This is a genomic window from Paramagnetospirillum sp., from assembly GCF_058402745.1.
The window spans coordinates 85370-101739 of sequence record NZ_JBZVFI010000018.1; the positions used below are offsets into that span (position 1 = coordinate 85370).

Here is a 16370-nt window from a genome sequence, read left to right on the forward strand (position 1 = left end):
CCGTAGGGAGGAGGGATCTTTCAGCCTGAGGCGGCCACCGCAATCGCGTGAAAGATCCTTCGGCTTCGCCTCAGGATGACAGGGCCGGCGGGATCATAAGCCCTTCGCCTTCAGCGCCGCGTCCAGGCGGGGATAGACCCGCCGGGCGTTGCCCTCGTAGACCTTGTGGCGATCCTCCGCCGACAGGTTCAGCGTCGCCTCGATGTAGCGCTTGGTGTCGTCGTAGTAATGCCCGGTCTCGGGGTCGATGCCCCTGACCGCGCCGATCATCTCGGAGGCGAACAGGATGTTGTCCACCGGAATGACCTTGGTCAGCAGGTCGATGCCCGGCTGGTGGTAGACGCAGGTATCGAAGAAGATGTTGTTGAGCAGGTGGTCCCGCAGCAGGGGCTTCTTCAGTTCCTGGGCCAGGCCCCGGAAGCGGCCCCAGTGATAGGGCACCGCGCCGCCGCCGTGGGGGATGACGAACTTCAGGTCGGGGAAGTCCTTGAACAGATCCGAGGTCAGGCACTGCATGAACGCCGTGGTGTCGGCGTTGAGATAATGGGCGCCCGTCGTGTGGAAGCAGGCGTTGCACGAGGTGGAGACATGAATCATGGCCGGCAGGCCGTATTCCACCATGGCCTCGTAGATGGGGTACCAGTGCCGGTCGGACAGGGGCGGCGAGGTCCAGTGGCCGCCCGACGGATCGGGATTGAGGTTGATGGCGACGAAGCCGTACTCCTTGACGCACTTCTCGATCTCGGGGACGCAGGTCCTGGGGTCCACGCCCGGGCTTTGCGGCAGCATGGCCGCGCCGATGAAATTGTCGGGAAACAGCGACGCCACGCGGGCGCACAGCTCGTTGCAGATGGCGGCCCAGGTCGATGAGGTCTGGAAGTCGCCGATGTGATGGGCCATGAAGCTGGCGCGGGGCGAGAAGATGGTCAGGTCGGAGCCGCGCTCCTTCATCTTGGCCAGCTGGTTGGTCTCGATGCTCTCGCGCAGCTCGTCGTCGCTGATGTTCAGCTCGGAAACCTTGGGCGCCTGGGACGCGTCCTTGAGGCCGGCGATCTGGCGGTTGCGCCACTCCTCCAGCGCCTTGGGGGCGGTGGTGTAATGGCCGTGAATGTCGATGATCATGCGGGTTTTCCTTCCCAGACGGAGGCGGGGATCATCACCTCGCCCTTCATGAGCAGCCGCGCGGTGCGCAGCAAGGCGGCGCGGACGACCTTCTGCGGGTCTTGCGGGTCGAGCTCCAGCTCGACGCTGAACTCGCCGGTGGGATGCTCGACGGCGACGGTCTTCACCGATCCGGGCGGCACCCGGGCGATGCCGTCGGCGACGCTGCCCTTCAGCACGCAGGCGGTGGCCACGGTGACGGCGGCCAGCACGCCGATGGCGTCATGACAGACATGGGGAATGAAGCAGCGGGTTCCCACCGCGCCGCCCGACATAGGCGGGGCGATCAGGCACATCTTGGGGTAATTCTTCGAGGTCACGTCGCCCAGGCCCATCAGGTGCCCGGCCTTGAGCCGCAGCGCCTCGATGCGGGCCTTCAACCCGGAATCGCCGTTCATGGCGTCGACGCTTTCCGATCCCGTGCGGTCCATGTCGGCGGCCCTGAACAGCACCATGGGCATGCCGTTGTCGATGCAGGTGACCTCCAGCCCATCGATCACGTCCCTGGCGCTTCCGGTGGGCAGCAGGCCGGAACACACCGAGCCGGCGGTGTCGAGGAAGTTGATGGCGATGGGCGCCGAGGTGCCCGGCACCCCGTCGATGCGCGCCGCGCCCTCGTACTCCACCCGGCCGCCGGGGGTCTGGACGGTGATGTCGCAGGCCATGCCGGTGTTCAGCGTCAGCACCCTGAGCGTGGTGGTGTCGCCCCGGGGCCCGACCAGCCCACGTTCCAGCGCGAAGGGCACCACGGCGGCCAGCATGTTGCCGCAATTGGGCGTGGTGTCCACGGTGTCGGCATTGGGCTGCAACTGGGCGAACAGGAAGTCCAGGTCGATGCCCGGCGTCGTGCCGGGACGCACGATGCCCACCTTGCTGGTCAGGGGATGGCCGCCGCCCAATCCGTCGATCTGCCGCGCATGGGGCGAACCCATCACCGCCAGCAGCACCCTGTCCCTGAGCGCGATGTCGGCCGGCAGGTCGCTCTCGGCGAAGAACGGCCCGCGCGAGGTGCCGCCGCGCATGAACAGGCAAGGAATGGCAGTCTGCATGGTGTCGGGCCTCCCAGCGTTCGACCTTGCCATGGTGACAAAATCGCGCCCGCCCACCAAGCCCCCCGGAGGCACTTTCAGCTATAGCAAATTGCTATAACTGGAACGGTTATATGCCACGCCTGTCATCCTGAGCAACGCGAAGGATCTCCGCCTGATCCGATGAAGCCAATTCTGAAAAGCCGTGCCAGGATGAGATCCCTCCTCCCGTTGGTCGTCGGGATGACGGCCGGTTTCAGCCTATTTCGGTTTTGACCAAATCCCGCAACAGCGCCATGGCGCGCCGTCCCAGCGGGGTGATGGGCTTGTGGGCCGAGACGGCCATGAACAGGGTGCTGGCCACCGACGGGTCCACCAGCCGGCGCAGGCTGAAATCACCGGCGCGCCGCCAGGAGGCCAGCGCCGTCTCGGTCAGCACCGCATGGCCGTGGCCGGCGGCGACCAGATCGAGGATGGAGGGAATGGACGACACCTCCATCACCACTTTCAGCCGCACGCCGGCGAAGGCGGCCTGGGTCTCCAGCAACTTGCGCATGGCGTGGGAGCGTTCGGGCAGGATCAGGGGATAGGCGCCCAGCTCGGCCCAGCGCAGCGTCGGCGCCCCTTCGCCGGCCGGTCCCACCAGCCCCAGGGGCTCGTCCAGCAGCCGCGCCACCTCGATGGCCGGGTTGGGCTCGGGATTGTGGACCAGACCCAGGTCCACCCGGCCGGTGGCGATCCACTCGGTGACATGGGTGGACAGCCCCTCGACCACGGCGAGGCGGGCCTTGGGCAGGGTGGCGCGGAAACGTTCCACCAGGGGCAGGATCAGACGGCGTCCGATGCTGGGCGGCAGACCCACGACGATGCGCCCCGCCGGCTCGCCGCGCGCCGATTCCATGTCCTCGGTGGCGCGCTCCACCGATTGCAGGATACCCACCGCATGCTCGAACAGCCGCGACCCGGATTCGGTCAGCGCCACGCCGCGCCCGGTGCGGATCAGCAGGTTGGTGGAGAGATCGGTTTCCAGCTGGCGCACCTGCCGCGACAAAGCGGGCTGGGCGATGTCCAGCACCATGGCCGCCTTGCTGAAGCTGCCCAGTTCGGCGACGCGGACGAAGTATTCCAGCTGCTTGAGGTTCAAGAAGGCCTCCGGACCAATGCGTCCGGCCATGATCTCATGCGCCGCCCCCGCGGGCAAATCCGGGGGCGGCGAGAGGATAAGGTCGAAAGCCGGCGGACGTGGAGTCATGAGACACGGATGTCACGGATGCGGTGCTTCGCACCGCTCACGGATAAACACGAAAAGGCTCTCGTTCCCGGCTAACCTCCCTGCCCTGCCCCAGGTTGGGGACATGGGATATCCACAATCCGTGATCATCCCTGTTCCAGGAGCAGATGAAACCCGCATCGGCTCTGCCATTCGGGCCTCTCATGGAAATTTGGCAGGGTGCGGAATAACTCGCCTGCCACTCTATTTACCCGTCACCCCCGCGAAGGCGGGGGTCCATGTTGACACAATTTGGCAGCATCAACACAAGATGCAGTTGGCTGATGCATGGATTCCCGCTTTCGCGGGAATGACGACGTCTTGAGACGAGTTTTTCCGCACCCTGTTCTAAACTGGACAGCTTTGGACCTGTTCCGGGCATCCACGTGGATGGCCGGGTCAAGCCCGGCCATGACGTGAATGAGGATGAGCGAACGCCCCCGTCAGGCGACCTTCTTTTCCCGCAGGAAGGCGGCGACCTTGCCGTCCTCGTGACGGATATGGTCCTTCAGCCAGGAGGCCACGAACTGGAACATCCGCCCGGTGGCGCCGTCCTTGCCGGCCTCCACCTCGCGCTTCAGGGCCTCGAACTTCTCGAAGAACTCGCGGTGACGGCGGCGATGGTCGTCGATGCCGGGATAGCCGTGGCGGCTCATCACCTCTTCCTCTTCCTTGAAATGGGGCTCGAACGCCCTGGCCACCTGGCCCAGGATGCCCTGGATGGCGGCGGCGCCGTTGCCGCTCATCATCTCGCCGTAGAAGCGGTTGATTTCCTTATACATTTCCTGATGATGCCGATCGATGGACGCCACGCCGGTGTTCAGGGCGTTGTCCCATTCCAGGATCTTCAGATCCGCCTTGTCGGCGCGCACCTGATGCAGGAAGCGGCTGACCTCGGAGCGCAGGTATTCCGCCTGCTTGGACAGGTCGGTGGCGGATTCGCTGATCTGCTCGGCGGCGTGGCCGGTCTCGCGCGCCGCCTGTTCCACCGAGTTGATGTTGCTCGACACCTCGGCGGTGCCGGCGGCGGCCTGCTCCACGTTGCGGGCGATCTCACCGGTGGCGGCGGTCTGCTCCTGCACGGCGGAGGCGACCGAGGCGCTGATCTCGCCCATTTCCGAGATGACCTTGGAGATGGTGTCGATGGCCTTCACCGCGTTGCCGGTACCTTCCTGCACCGCCTTGATCTGGCTGGCGATCTCGTCGGTGGCCTTGGCGGTCTGGTTGGCGAGGTTCTTGACCTCGTTGGCCACGACGGCAAAACCTTTTCCGGCGTCGCCGGCCCGCGCCGCCTCGATGGTGGCGTTGAGCGCCAGCAGGTTGGTCTGGGCGGCGATGTCGTTGATCAGCACCACCACCTCGCCGATGCGGCCGACATTCTCGGACAGGGCGCGAACCTGGTTGGTGGTGGACTCTGCCTCCTGCTCGGCGCGGCCGGCCACGGCCTGGGAGCGTTCCACCTGCTTGGCGATTTCCGAGATGGAGGCGGCCAGTTCCTCGGTGGCGGCGGCCACCGTCTCGACGTTGGCCGAGGCCTGGGTCGCCGCCGAGGCGACGGTGGTGGCCTGGGCGCTGGTCTCGTGGGCGGTGCCGGCCATCTGGCTGGAGGCGCCCTGCAGCTCGGTGGCCGCCGAGGTCACCGTCTGCACCACCTTGCCGACGCTATCCTCGAAGGTGTCGGCCATGTGGTGCAGCGCCGCCTTGCGGTCGGCCTCGGCCTTGAGCTTGTTCGCCTCCTGCTCGGCCTGCAGCTTTTCCATCCGCAGGGTGTTTTCCTTGAAGATTTCCATGGCCTGGGCCATGGCGCCGATCTCGTCGGTGCGTTCGCGCGCCGGAATGTCGATGGTCTTGTTGCCCTTGGACAGCTCGGTCATGGCTCCGGTCATGGCGGCCAGCGGCACCACGATGGAGCGCGAGATCAGCCAGGAGAACAGAACGGCCAGACCCAGGGCGATGGCGCCGCCGGCCCAGGTGGTGGTGCCGGCCCGGGCCATGCCGGCCTCGGTGTCGGCCTTTTGCCGATCCATGGCCTCGTCCTGGGACTTGACCGTCTGCTCGGCCAGTTCGGCGAACTGGGCGGCGAGAGCGGCCATGTCCTTGAACACCAGGGTGTCGAGAGTGCGGGTGGCGGCGACAACCTGGGTGAAGGCGTCGCGATAGACCTTGGCGTTGGCCTCGGCCTCGGCGGCCAGACGCTTGCGCTCGGGATTGCGCAGCCGCTTGGTCAGGGACTCGGCCTCCTTGACGAACTCGGCGACCTCCTTCTCGGCGTCCCGGGTCAGCTCATCGCTGGGCTCGGACAGGAACTTGACGGCGCTGAGGCGGGCCAGCATCAGGGATTCCTGCGCCACCCCCGCCAGGGCGGCGGCCTCGTAATCGCCATCGTCCATGGCGGTCTTCATGATCTGGGTCAGGTCCTTGCGGGCGCCGGCGCCCAGCACGTTCATGCGCTTTTCCACCAGTTCCAGCTTGGTCTTGCGCAGGTCCGACACCTTGTCGAAGCCGGCCATGTAGGCGGTGAAGACCTCCTGCATCCTGGTCAGGTTGGCCTTGCGTCCCGGATCGGTGGTGGCGGCGATGGAATCAGGCAAGGTCTTGGCGATCTCGGACCTGATCCGGTTGATCTGTTCCAGCGCCTTGGGATCGGCGCTGTCGGCAAAGACGATCACGTTGCGGCGGATGTTGGCGAAGTTGCCGTTGAGGCTCAGCACTCTCTGGGCGTTGTCGGAAACCGCCGCGTATCTGTCCATCCGGTCCTTGGAGGAGCCCAGGGTCGAGATGGACAGCCCCGCCAGGGCGAGAAGCAACAGAACGATCAGGCCGAAACCCGCATAGATTCGCCCCGAAACGTTGAGATTTGCCATGATCGTTCTCCCCAAAGGAACAGTCGTATTGACAAATTGCATATGCGTAAAATGCAAATCCATCCTTTTAGTATAGGTAATACGCGAACTGACGATAATTCGCAAACCTACTTATGCCCGTGCAATGCGAATTAACCGTCCCTAACATATGCGCCATATGCCACTTTGAGCCGTCCCCCTCCCGCGCCACGCGCCGATCTCAGGGCCTGCGACTTCTCGGGCGCCATGCTGGAAAACGCCGATCTGCGCGGCGCCCGCCTGAAGAGGGTGACCGAGACCCTGGCCACCCTGTTCGGCGCCGAGGAGGGACGGTAGGGGCGGAAAGCGGGCGGGACGCCCGCGCTCCAAGGAAACGGCATCTCCCGGAGCGCGGCCGCCGGTTCGGCGCCGAGGGGGCGGTAGGGGTGGAAAGCGGGCGGGATGCCCGCGCTCCAAGGAAACGGCATCTCCCGGAGCGCGGCCGCCGGTTCGGCGCCGAGGGGGGACGGTAGGGCGGAAAGCGGGCGGGACGCCCGCGCTCCAAGGAAACGGCATCTCCCGGAGCGCGGCCGCCGGTTCGGCGCCGAGGGGGGCGGTAGGGGCGGAAAGCGGGCGGACGTCCGCGCTCCAAGGATACGGCATCTCCCGGAGCGCGGGCGTCCCGCCCGCAGGGATCACTCCGCCGCCGGCTTGGCGGCTTGCGCGGTCGCCGGTTCGGTGTGGTAGATCTCGGCGCCCTCGGCCACGAATTTCTCGCTCATTTCGGCCATGCCTGCTTCGGCGGCGGCGAAGTCGCGCACCTCCTGGCTGATCTTCATGGAGCAGAATTTCGGGCCGCACATGGAGCAGAAATGGGCCAGCTTCGCCCCCTCCGCCGGCAGGTGCTGGTCGTGGAAGTCCTGGGCCTTCTCCGGGTCGAGCGACAGGTGGAACTGGTCCTTCCAGCGGAACTCGAAGCGGGCGCGGGACAAGGCATTGTCGCGCACCTGGGCGCCGGGATGGCCCTTGGCCAGGTCGGCGGCATGGGCGGCCAGCTTGTAGGTGACCACGCCTTCGCGCACGTCCTGCTTGTCGGGCAGGCCCAGATGCTCCTTCGGCGTCACGTAGCACAGCATGGCGGTGCCGAACCAGCCGATCATGGCCGCGCCGATGGCCGAGGTGATGTGGTCGTAGCCCGGCGCAATGTCGGTGACCAGCGGCCCCAGCGTGTAGAACGGCGCCTCGCCGCACAGCTCGATCTGCTTCTCCACGTTCTTCTTGATCTTGTGCATGGGCACGTGGCCGGGGCCTTCGATGATCACCTGGCAATCGTGGGCCCAGGCCTTGTGGGTCAGCTCGCCCAGAGTCTCCAGCTCGCCGAACTGGGCGGCGTCGTTGGCGTCGGCGATGGAGCCGGGCCGCAACCCGTCGCCCAGCGAGAAGCCCACGTCATAGGCCTTCAGCAGCTCGCAGATGTCCTCGAAATGGGTGTAGAGGAAGTTCTCCTTGTGATGCGCCAGGCACCACTTGGCCATGATCGAGCCGCCGCGCGACACGATGCCGGTGGTGCGCCTGGCGGTCAGCGGGATGTAGCGCAGCAGCACGCCGGCATGGATGGTGAAGTAGTCCACCCCCTGCTCGGCCTGTTCGATCAGGGTGTCGCGGAAAATCTCCCAGGTCAGCTCCTCGGCCTTGCCGCCCACCTTCTCCAGCGCCTGATAGATCGGCACGGTGCCGATGGGAACGGGGCTGTTGCGGATGATCCATTCGCGGGTGGCGTGGATGTGGCGGCCCGTCGACAGGTCCATGACGGTGTCGGCGCCCCAGCGGGTGGCCCACACCATCTTCTCCACCTCCTCCTCCACCGAGGAGGCCACGGCGGAATTGCCGATATTGGCGTTGATCTTGGTGAGGAAGTTGCGCCCGATGATCATGGGCTCGGCTTCCGGGTGGTTGACGTTGGCCGGCAGCACGGCGCGGCCGCGCGCGATCTCGGCGCGCACGAATTCCGGAGTGACCTCGTCGGGGATGTCGGCGCCGAAATCCTCGCCGTCACGGACGATGGCGGCCTTGAGTTCGGCCCGCTTCATGTTCTCGCGGATGGCGACGTATTCCATCTCGGGGGTGATGATGCCGGCGCGGGCATAGGCCAGCTGGGTGGGCGCCTTGCCCGCCTTGGCGCGCAGCGGGCGCAGGCCCAGCGCGGCGCGGTCGAACACCGGCACGCCGATCACCTCGCCGGGCTTCAGGCCGTCATCCTCGGGCTTGTGGGCGCGGCCCTCGTAATGCTCCACGTCGCCGCGTTCCAGGATCCACCGCTCCCGGATGCGCGGCACGCCCTTGGTGATGTCCACCGACAGCGCCGGATCGGTGTAGGGGCCGGAGCAGTCGTAGACCCGCACCGGCGGCTCGCCGCAGCCAGGGGTCAGGTCGATCTCGCGCATGGCCACCCGGAGGTCGGGGCGCGAACCCTCGACGTAAATCTTGCGCGAACCCGGCAGCGGGCCGGTGGTGATCTTCAGGGCGGACTCGGACATGGGCAGACTTCCTTCGCGCGTTGCGGCGGGCAGGGTCCGGACGAAAGGCGGGCGGAAGCTCATGGAAGTTCCGATCCCTTCGCCGGAATGACCCGGATCAGGTTCCAAGGGTCGCCGGCACGTCTGGCCGGCCTCTCAGCCCCGCTTGGGGCTCCCCTTCGGAAAGATGCAAAGATTGGGCTTGTCCCGGCCCGGAAGTCAAGCTTTGCAAGACCTTACTTTGCCGCCGGGATTGTCATGCCGGCCGTCATTTGAACCGACTCGTCATCCTGACGACCGCAGGGAGGAAGGATCTTTCAACCTGAAGCGGTTGCCGCCATCGGGTGAAAGATCCCTCGCCTCCGGCTCGGGATGACAGCTCTTTCGACGGACGGTGTCAATCCAGCGTCTGGCGGTACTGCTTCATGGCCAGCGCAGCGCTGATCAGCACGAAGGCGATGATCGGCCACATCTCGGGCCAGATCTCGGCCACGCCGTTGCCCTTCAAGAGGATGCCGCGCACCACCCGCAGGAAATGGGTCAGCGGAAAGATCTCGCCGACCCACTGGGCCCAGACCGGCATGCCGCGGAACGGGAACATGAAGCCCGACAGCAGGATGGAGGGCAGGAAGAAGAAGAAGCTCATCTGCATGGCCTGCAGCTGGTTCCGGGCCACGGTGGAGAAGGTGAAACCCACCGTCAGGTTGGATGCGATGAACAGCAGCAGGGCCATGGACAGGAGCGTCAGGCTGCCCACCAGCGGCACCCCGAACAGCCAGCGGCCCGAGGCGACGATGACCACCACCTGGACGTAGCCCACCCCGATATAGGGCAGGATCTTGCCCACCATCACCTCCATGGGCCGCACCGGCATGGCCAGCAGGTTCTCCATGGTGCCGCGCTCGCGTTCCCGCGTCACCGCCAGGGCGGTCATCATGACCATGGTCATGGTGAGGATCACCCCCATCAGGCCGGGCACGATGTTGTACTGGGTGATGCCTTCCGGGTTGTAGCGGCGGTGGATGCGCAGGTCGACGGGATCGGGCCGGCCCTTCAGATGGGCCAGCGGCCCGGACAGTTCGGAATCGAAGACGGTGCGCACCAGGGCCCCCGCCGCCGCCACCGCGTTGGAGGCGGACGCCGGGTCGGTGGCGTCGGCTTCCAGCAGCACCGCGGGGCGCTCGCCGCGCACCAGGGCGGCCTCGAACCCGGCGGGAATGGTCACCACGAACTGGGCGTCGCCGGTGGCCAGCCAGCGCTCGGCCTCGGCCTCCGAGCGCACTTCGCCCACCACGCGGAAATAGGAGGAATTGCCCAACCCCGCCACCAGGGCGCGGGCGAAGGGGCCGCTTTCCTGGACGTTGACCAGGGTGGGCAGCGCCTTGGGATCGGAATTGATGGCATAGCCGAACAGCACCAGCTGCAACAGCGGCACGGCGACCATCATGGCGAAGGTCAGGCGGTCGCGGCGCATCTGGATGACCTCCTTGACCATCACCGCCATCAGGCGCGACCAGGAGAAGCTGGTTGACGTCATTTGCCCCTCGCTGTCATTCCGAGGCGCAGCCGAGGAATCTCCACCTGCTCCGATGGTGCCGGCTCGGAAAAGCCCTGCCAGGACGAGATCCCTCGCCGAGGCTCGGGATGACAATGCCATCTCATCGGAAATTGTCCTCCGCCTGCCCCATCAGGTGGATGAACACGTCCTCCAGGCTGGGCTCGGTGCGGCTCCACACCAGATTGGGCTGGTGGCGCCAGGGCGCGATGGCCGCTTCCAACTCCGCTGAATTGGTGCCGCTCACATGCAGCGCGTTACCGAACGGCGCCGCCATGGCGATGCCGGGCCGCCCCTCCATGGAAGGCGCCAGCCGGTCGGCGCCGTCACCTTCCACCAGCCAGGTGACCAGCCCCGATCCCCGGATCACCTCGGCCACCGTGCCGCGCACCATCAGGCGTCCATAGGCCAGGTAGCTGATCTCGTGGCAGCGCTCGGCCTCGTCCATGTAATGGGTGCTGACCAGCACGGTCATGCCATCGGCCGCCAGCCGGTGGATGTGGTCCCAGAAATCGCGCCGCGCCTTGGGATCGACGCCGGCGGTGGGCTCGTCGAGCAGCAGCAGCTCGGGCTCGTGCAGCACGCAGGCGGCGAGCGCCAGACGCTGCTTCCAGCCCCCCGACAGGGTGCCGGCCAGCTGGCGGCACCGCTCGGCCAGACCCAGGCCCTCCAGCGCCTCGTCAACCCGCTGTTTACGGCGGTCAAGGCCGTAGACGCGGGCGACGAAATCCAGGTTCTCGGCGATGGTCAGGTCCTCGTAGAACGAGAACTTCTGGGTCATGTAGCCGACCCGGCGCTTGATTTCGGCCGCCTGGGTGCGGATGTCGAGGCCGAGACAGGTGCCGCTTCCCGCATCGGGGGTCAGCAGGCCGCACAGCATGCGGATAGTGGTGGTCTTGCCCGAACCGTTGGGTCCCAGGAAGCCGAAGATGCGCCCCCTCGGCACCCGGATGGAGAAGTCGCGGACCACGGCGCGGCCGGAAAAGCGCTTTTCCAGCCCCTGGACGTCGATGGCCGCCGCGCCGTTCACTTGGCCGGCACCACGACGTCCACCGGCTGGCCGGGATTGACGGCCAGCCCCGCCGCCCTGGCCTCGATGCGGAAGACCAGCTTGTCGCGGCTTTCCACCGAATAGATGACCGGCGGCGTGTATTCCGCCTGGGTGGCGATGAAGCTCACCCGCGCCTCGCCCGGCGGACAGCGGTCACAGCCATAGCCGACCATGTCACCCACCTTCAGCGCCCCCAGCCGGGGCTCAGGGAGAAAGAACACCAGCTTGACGTTGCCGGGCGGCAGCAGCGACACCACCGGCCCTCCCGCGGGCACGAACTCGCCCGGGCGGTAATAGACCTTCTCCACCACCGCGTCGGCGGGAGCATGGGGGGCGAGGTCGGCGAGACGCTTTTCCGCCTTGGCCAGTTCCAGGCGCTTCTGGCCCACCAGGGCCTCCTGCGCCGCGATCTCGTCGGGCCGGGCGCCCAGCAGCGCGGCGCGGTACTCGGCCTCCAGGCGGCGGACCTGGGCGCGGTCGCGCTCCAGCGCGGCCTTTGCCTCGTCCAGCCTGGCGCGGGAGGCGAAATCGGCCCGCGCCAGGGTGTCCTGGCGCTTCAGGGTCACCTCGGAGAGGCGCAGCGCCGCCTGGGCCTGGGCCTTCTGCTCGGCGATGGATTTCAACTCGTCGGGCCGCTTGCCCTTGCCCAGATCGGCCAGTTGCGCCTCGGCCCGCTCCAGCTCGGCCCTGGCCTGATCGCGGGCGGCCTGCTCGATGACGGTGTCGAGCGCGAACAGCGGCGTGCCCGCCGCCACCTTGTCGCCGTCCTTCACCATGATCTGGGCCAGGAGACCGGCGCCGGTGGGGCCGACGCGCACGTACTCGCCCTCGGCATAGCCCTGCAGGCGCAGGGGCTCGGCCAATGCGAGGGTGGGAAGCAGGCAGAGAAGGCAGGCGACGAGGGGTTTGGACACGGACGGCACTACTTTTCTTCGTCATGCCCGGGCTTGACCCGGGCATCCATGGATTGCCGGGTCAGGCCCGGCAATGACGAGAAAAATACACTGGGAGAAGGGGCTTGAACACCGTCCTCAGGCCACCGCCTTTTCCGCGATGGCGGCCAGGGTGCGGTCCAGCCCCTTGCCTTCCGGATCGGCCAGGGCGGCGGTCCGCGCGTTGGCGATGGCGTCCAGCGCGAAGGCCAGCGGCCAGCGCCCGGCGGCGGCCGGCGCGATGACCGAGTCGCGGATGCGCTGGAAATTGGCGGTGCCGCGCCGCCACGTCTCGCCATAGCCCTTGATCAGGCGGGCGCATTCGGCCACTTCGAGCCCCAGGGCCGGCGACAGGCGGGCGGCGGCGGACACCGAAGCCAGCCAGTCCTCGATTTCCGCCTGCTCTTGACCGAAGCGGTGGGAGAAGCGCCGCCAGGGCTTCAAGCCCGCCAGCAGGCGCAGGGAGAGATAGCCCAGGATGCCGTTGGCGTTGACCTGACGCCCCCAGGCGGCCTTGTCGGCCCAGCCGCCCCGGTGGGCGGCGGCCAGGATGGGCCGCGCCAGGAAGCCGGGCAGCAGGGCGCAGACCTCCTCCAGTCCGGGCTTGAGGAAGTCCTTGACCACCACCGGCTGGTCCGGCCGCGCGGCGATTTCGGCGCGGATGCGCTCCAGACGCTCGGGCGCCGTCTTCAGGCGGGCCACGTGGATGACGTCCTCGAAACTCATGCGCACCGCAAGATATTTGGCGACACGGGCCAGCAGGGCCTCGTCGCCGGTGACGGCGGAAAGGGCTTCCAGACGCTCGGCGTAAAGACGGGCGTAGCGGGCATCCTGATAGGCGACCAGACGCTTCACGCCCTCTGCAGCCACGGCGCGGGCCGATGGCGGCAGGACGTCGAGCCAGGCGACCACCGCCTCGGCCCCGGAGACATCGGCATGGGGGCGCTTGTGGGAGGCGGGCGCGGCGGCGGGAACCTCGCCGCGGGCCGCCGCCAGCCCCAGGCGGAAGCCCTTCAGGTTGCTTTCCACCGCCTTGCCCGAGGCGACGATCTGTTCCTCGAAAATCGCGGGCGTGATGGGCAGCCGTCCGCTGCCCGCCACCGCGCCCAGCAGCACGGCGTTGATGACGCAGCCCGCCGATCTGGCGGCCTGCTCCATGTCGAACAGCAGGCGATCACTGGTTCCGGCGGTGATGGCGGTCCGCAGACGCTCCTCGTCGTAGCGGCCATCGCCCATCTCCATCTTCTCGGCCACCGCGTGGACGCGATGGGTCGAGGCGATCAGATGGGTGCGCTCGGGATCGGACCAGCCCCGCGTCACGCTGCGCGCCGCCTCCATCAGCTCGGTGGCGACGATCAGGTCCACCTCTCCCGCCGACGGCGACAGGGCCAGGATCGGCTCGGCATCGCCCAGCTCGGCCAGGGGCGTGGGGAAGATCTCGACATAATAAGTGGTGGCGCCGGTGCGCTGGGCGACGCCCGGCACCGAAGTGCTCTGCACCGCGAGGCCCGAGGCGTTGGCCGCCTCGACGATCCAGTCGGTGAGCACCCCGCCGCCCTCGCCACCCATGGCGGCGACGACCAGGCACAGGGGACGGGTCGCGACGCTCATGCCGCCCTCCTCACAAAAGAGAACAAATTGACAACATTGTCGTTGGCGGCTAGGCTTGGCCCATCAACGCCACCACTCCGTCCAGCAACAGGCCGCCCCCGTCGGGCGGCCTTCTCTATTGGGCGTTCATGAGTCAAGCACCTTCTTGTCTCCATCTGCCTTATTGGAGAGCATTGTCCCGCCAGGTCTCTGGCTTCTCTCCGAAGTCGGCGCGTTGGCCGCTTCATGGTTAGGTCCGAAGAGTGGTGGCTCAAGCTTTTTCGCGAAGTCGCTATTTGGCGCTTCAAACCGCCCTCGATCTCACCGACCCTCGGTCCCCGGAGGGACTTCGCTCCGCCTCGCGGCAGATCCTAAATTACGACGGACGCAATAGCTCAGACAGTGGCTTCGGCCTTCCAGCAGAACTCTGTGCGATCGATCCACATGCGGTGAAGAATCACCGCCAGTTTGCGTGCGACGGCAACCATCGCCCTGGCCATGCCTCGGCGTTTGGCAATCCGCAGGCCCCATGCCTTGAGCGCTGATGGCTTCGAATTCGGGCGCAGCAGCACCAAGGCCGCCTCGAAGAGCGTCGATCGCAATGTTTCATCGCCGTTCTTGCTGATCCGGCCCCGGCGGTCGATCTCGCCGGATTGGTGCGTTCGAGGAACCAAGCCGAAATGTGCACCAACGGCTCGTGAACGCTGGAAGCGGGCCGGCTCATCAATGGCTGCCCGGTAGGTCATCGCGACCACCGGCCCAACCCCAGGTGCGCTCATTAACAACCGGCAATCCTCATCGGCGCGGACCAGTTCCAACATTTTCCGATGAAGAGCCGCGAATTGCTCACGGGTGACGCGCCGGACGATGAGCATGGGTTCGATCACCGCCGCCAGCGTAGGGTCGCCGTCAATCAGCTCGCGGATCCGCGCGTCGTAACGGGCACGACTAATGACGCCGACTTTCATGCCGAAATTACGCAGCAGCCCCCGGATGCTGTTCTCGACGTCCAGAATCCGCGCCTGGAGAAAGCGCCGACCGTTGAGCAACGTCCTGATCTGCTGGCTCGCCAGGGTCTTCACATGCACGGGCCGATAAAGGCCGACACGCATCATCTGTGCGATGCCGCGGGCGTCGTTGCGGTCGGTCTTGTTGATCTGCGCCTTGAGCACCGCCTGCGCATGCCGCGTCTCGATGCAGATGACCGGCAGGCCAGCCTTTGCCAAGCCCGCGTACAGCCATTGGCAAAGCGGGCCTGCCTCGACGCCGACACGGATGTACCGCCTGCCGGGCACATCAAGGAACTGGATCAGCGCCTCGGGTTCGCTTTCGACCTTGCCTTCCTGAACGATTCTTCCGGTCTCGGTCATCACGCACACACTCGTCGTCCGCACCGACACATCCAAACCGACGAAATAGTCCATCACTTCTCTCCCCTGCTGGTCGGCGCCGCATCAGATCGCCGTCACGTCGAGAATTCTTACCACCCTACCGGGTGATGAGGGCGAGAGCCCAATGACCCAACCTTTTCCATTGGAGAGCAGCCATGCCAAACACTTACGACCCCAACCAGCCCCGCGACGACCACGGCCGCTGGTCCGAGACCGCGTCCAAGCACGGATATGTGGTCAAGGACATCGACGCCAGGATGGCGAAGGTCATCGCCGGCAAGAAGCAGGTAGGCGAGAGCAAGGAATGCGTCGCCCTGGTCAAACACCTTGTCCCCGAAGTGGGACCAGCCTGGAACTGGCGCGAAGGCCCCATGATCCGCGCCCCCGGAGAACCGCCGCTGGAACGCGGCACGCCCATCGCTACCTTCGTCAACGGGCGTTACCCCAACAACTCGCGTGGCAACCATGCCGCCATCTTTCTGGAATACGGCTCTCAAGAAGGGCGCCCAGGTATCTGGGTGCTGGACCAGTGGAGGAAGGAGCCCCCCAATAAACGCTTCAAACCTTTCGGTGGCCACGCCGAAGGCTACTCGGTTATCAAACGCCCACAGCGATGATAGCCTGAGAGGGGAGGTGCCTCCATGCTGCGCCACGTCATGCTTCTTCCGCTTCTCCTCATTGCCGCCCCATCGTTCGGTGCCGTTGTCGAATGCCCCCTGAACGATTCGGAGAACCCGGGCTCCCAACTGGTCGGCGCACACCCCCGCTACCGTGGCGCCGATCAAGGAGAATTCGCCGAGGAAATCCGACGCGGCGATATCAGCCACGCGACGGACTGGCCGGAAAAAGGGGAGGAGAGAAACGGAGAACTGGTCTGCTCCTATGGGAATGCCCAAGCTCCGGGCCGAGAAATAATCCTGAAAATTCCCGGTCACGCGATCCGCTGCGACTGGCTGACCCAGGACGTCCTGAAGCCCCAGCCCGTGGAGCCCGGCACCGGCGGCCCCGTCGAGACCCGCTTCCTGCGCGTCTGGTGCACGTCGCGGCCCTAGAC

The 16370-nt window shown here is 66.5% G+C and carries 13 protein-coding genes and 1 riboswitch; of the genes, 3 read left to right on the forward strand and 10 right to left on the reverse strand.

The window, feature by feature from the left end; genetic code table 11:
• Positions 1-93: 93 nt before the first annotated feature.
• The 4 genes from ACV4UZ_RS16345 to ACV4UZ_RS16360 all read right to left on the reverse strand — a co-directional run bounded on the left by ACV4UZ_RS16345 (position 94) and on the right by ACV4UZ_RS16360 (position 6323).
• Positions 94-1122, reverse strand: coding sequence for an amidohydrolase family protein (locus tag ACV4UZ_RS16345; protein WP_491601849.1), 1029 nt, complete (start codon positions 1120-1122; stop codon positions 94-96).
• Positions 1119-2210: a 4-oxalomesaconate tautomerase gene (locus tag ACV4UZ_RS16350; RefSeq protein ID WP_491601850.1), complete on the reverse strand. Its 1092-nt coding sequence runs from the start codon at positions 2208-2210 to the stop codon at positions 1119-1121. The genes ACV4UZ_RS16345 and ACV4UZ_RS16350 overlap by 4 nt, the downstream gene beginning before the upstream one ends.
• Before the next feature lie 235 nt (positions 2211-2445).
• Positions 2446-3333, reverse strand: coding sequence for a LysR family transcriptional regulator (locus tag ACV4UZ_RS16355; protein ID WP_491601851.1), 888 nt, complete (start codon positions 3331-3333; stop codon positions 2446-2448).
• Between the two features lie 569 nt (positions 3334-3902).
• Positions 3903-6323 (reverse strand): bacteriohemerythrin, encoded by a 2421-nt coding sequence (locus tag ACV4UZ_RS16360; RefSeq protein WP_491601852.1) that lies wholly within the window; start codon positions 6321-6323, stop codon positions 3903-3905.
• 165 nt (positions 6324-6488) lie between these two features.
• Between ACV4UZ_RS16360 and ACV4UZ_RS16365 the strand changes: the two genes are divergently transcribed.
• Positions 6489-6638 carry a pentapeptide repeat-containing protein gene (locus tag ACV4UZ_RS16365; protein ID WP_491601853.1) on the forward strand — a complete coding sequence of 50 codons (150 nt, stop codon included), beginning with the start codon at positions 6489-6491 and terminating at the stop codon, positions 6636-6638.
• Between the two features lie 338 nt (positions 6639-6976).
• On the opposite strand, the gene thiC is transcribed toward ACV4UZ_RS16365, so the two are convergent.
• The 6 genes from thiC to ACV4UZ_RS16395 all read right to left on the reverse strand — a co-directional run bounded on the left by thiC (position 6977) and on the right by ACV4UZ_RS16395 (position 15349).
• The gene (thiC, locus tag ACV4UZ_RS16370) at positions 6977-8818 is read right to left on the reverse strand and encodes a phosphomethylpyrimidine synthase ThiC (RefSeq protein WP_491601854.1); all 1842 of its coding nucleotides are present in this window, start codon (positions 8816-8818) and stop codon (positions 6977-6979) included.
• A gap of 57 nt (positions 8819-8875) precedes the next feature.
• Positions 8876-8986, reverse strand: a riboswitch (TPP riboswitch).
• 208 nt (positions 8987-9194) lie between these two features.
• Entirely contained in the window at positions 9195-10334 is a 1140-nt protein-coding gene (locus tag ACV4UZ_RS16375) for an ABC transporter permease (protein ID WP_491601855.1), read from the reverse strand.
• Between the two features lie 121 nt (positions 10335-10455).
• On the reverse strand, positions 10456-11382 hold the full coding sequence (locus ACV4UZ_RS16380; RefSeq protein WP_491601856.1) for an ABC transporter ATP-binding protein: 927 nt from the start codon (positions 11380-11382) through the stop codon (positions 10456-10458).
• A complete protein-coding gene (locus ACV4UZ_RS16385; protein ID WP_491601857.1) occupies positions 11379-12317 on the reverse strand; it encodes an HlyD family secretion protein in 939 nt (312 codons plus the stop codon). The genes ACV4UZ_RS16380 and ACV4UZ_RS16385 overlap by 4 nt, the downstream gene beginning before the upstream one ends.
• A gap of 117 nt (positions 12318-12434) precedes the next feature.
• Positions 12435-13946, reverse strand: coding sequence for an indolepyruvate oxidoreductase subunit beta family protein (locus ACV4UZ_RS16390; protein WP_491601858.1), 1512 nt, complete (start codon positions 13944-13946; stop codon positions 12435-12437).
• A 374-nt stretch (positions 13947-14320) separates the two neighbouring features.
• The gene (locus ACV4UZ_RS16395; RefSeq protein WP_491599289.1) at positions 14321-15349 is read right to left on the reverse strand and encodes an IS110 family RNA-guided transposase; all 1029 of its coding nucleotides are present in this window, start codon (positions 15347-15349) and stop codon (positions 14321-14323) included.
• A gap of 122 nt (positions 15350-15471) precedes the next feature.
• Here ACV4UZ_RS16395 and ACV4UZ_RS16400 point away from each other — a divergent pair, with 122 nt between their 5' ends.
• Positions 15472-15933, forward strand: coding sequence for a BPSL0067 family protein (locus tag ACV4UZ_RS16400; protein WP_491601859.1), 462 nt, complete (start codon positions 15472-15474; stop codon positions 15931-15933).
• A gap of 24 nt (positions 15934-15957) precedes the next feature.
• The gene (locus ACV4UZ_RS16405; RefSeq protein WP_491601860.1) at positions 15958-16368 is read left to right on the forward strand and encodes a hypothetical protein; all 411 of its coding nucleotides are present in this window, start codon (positions 15958-15960) and stop codon (positions 16366-16368) included.
• Positions 16369-16370: the final 2 nt, after the last annotated feature.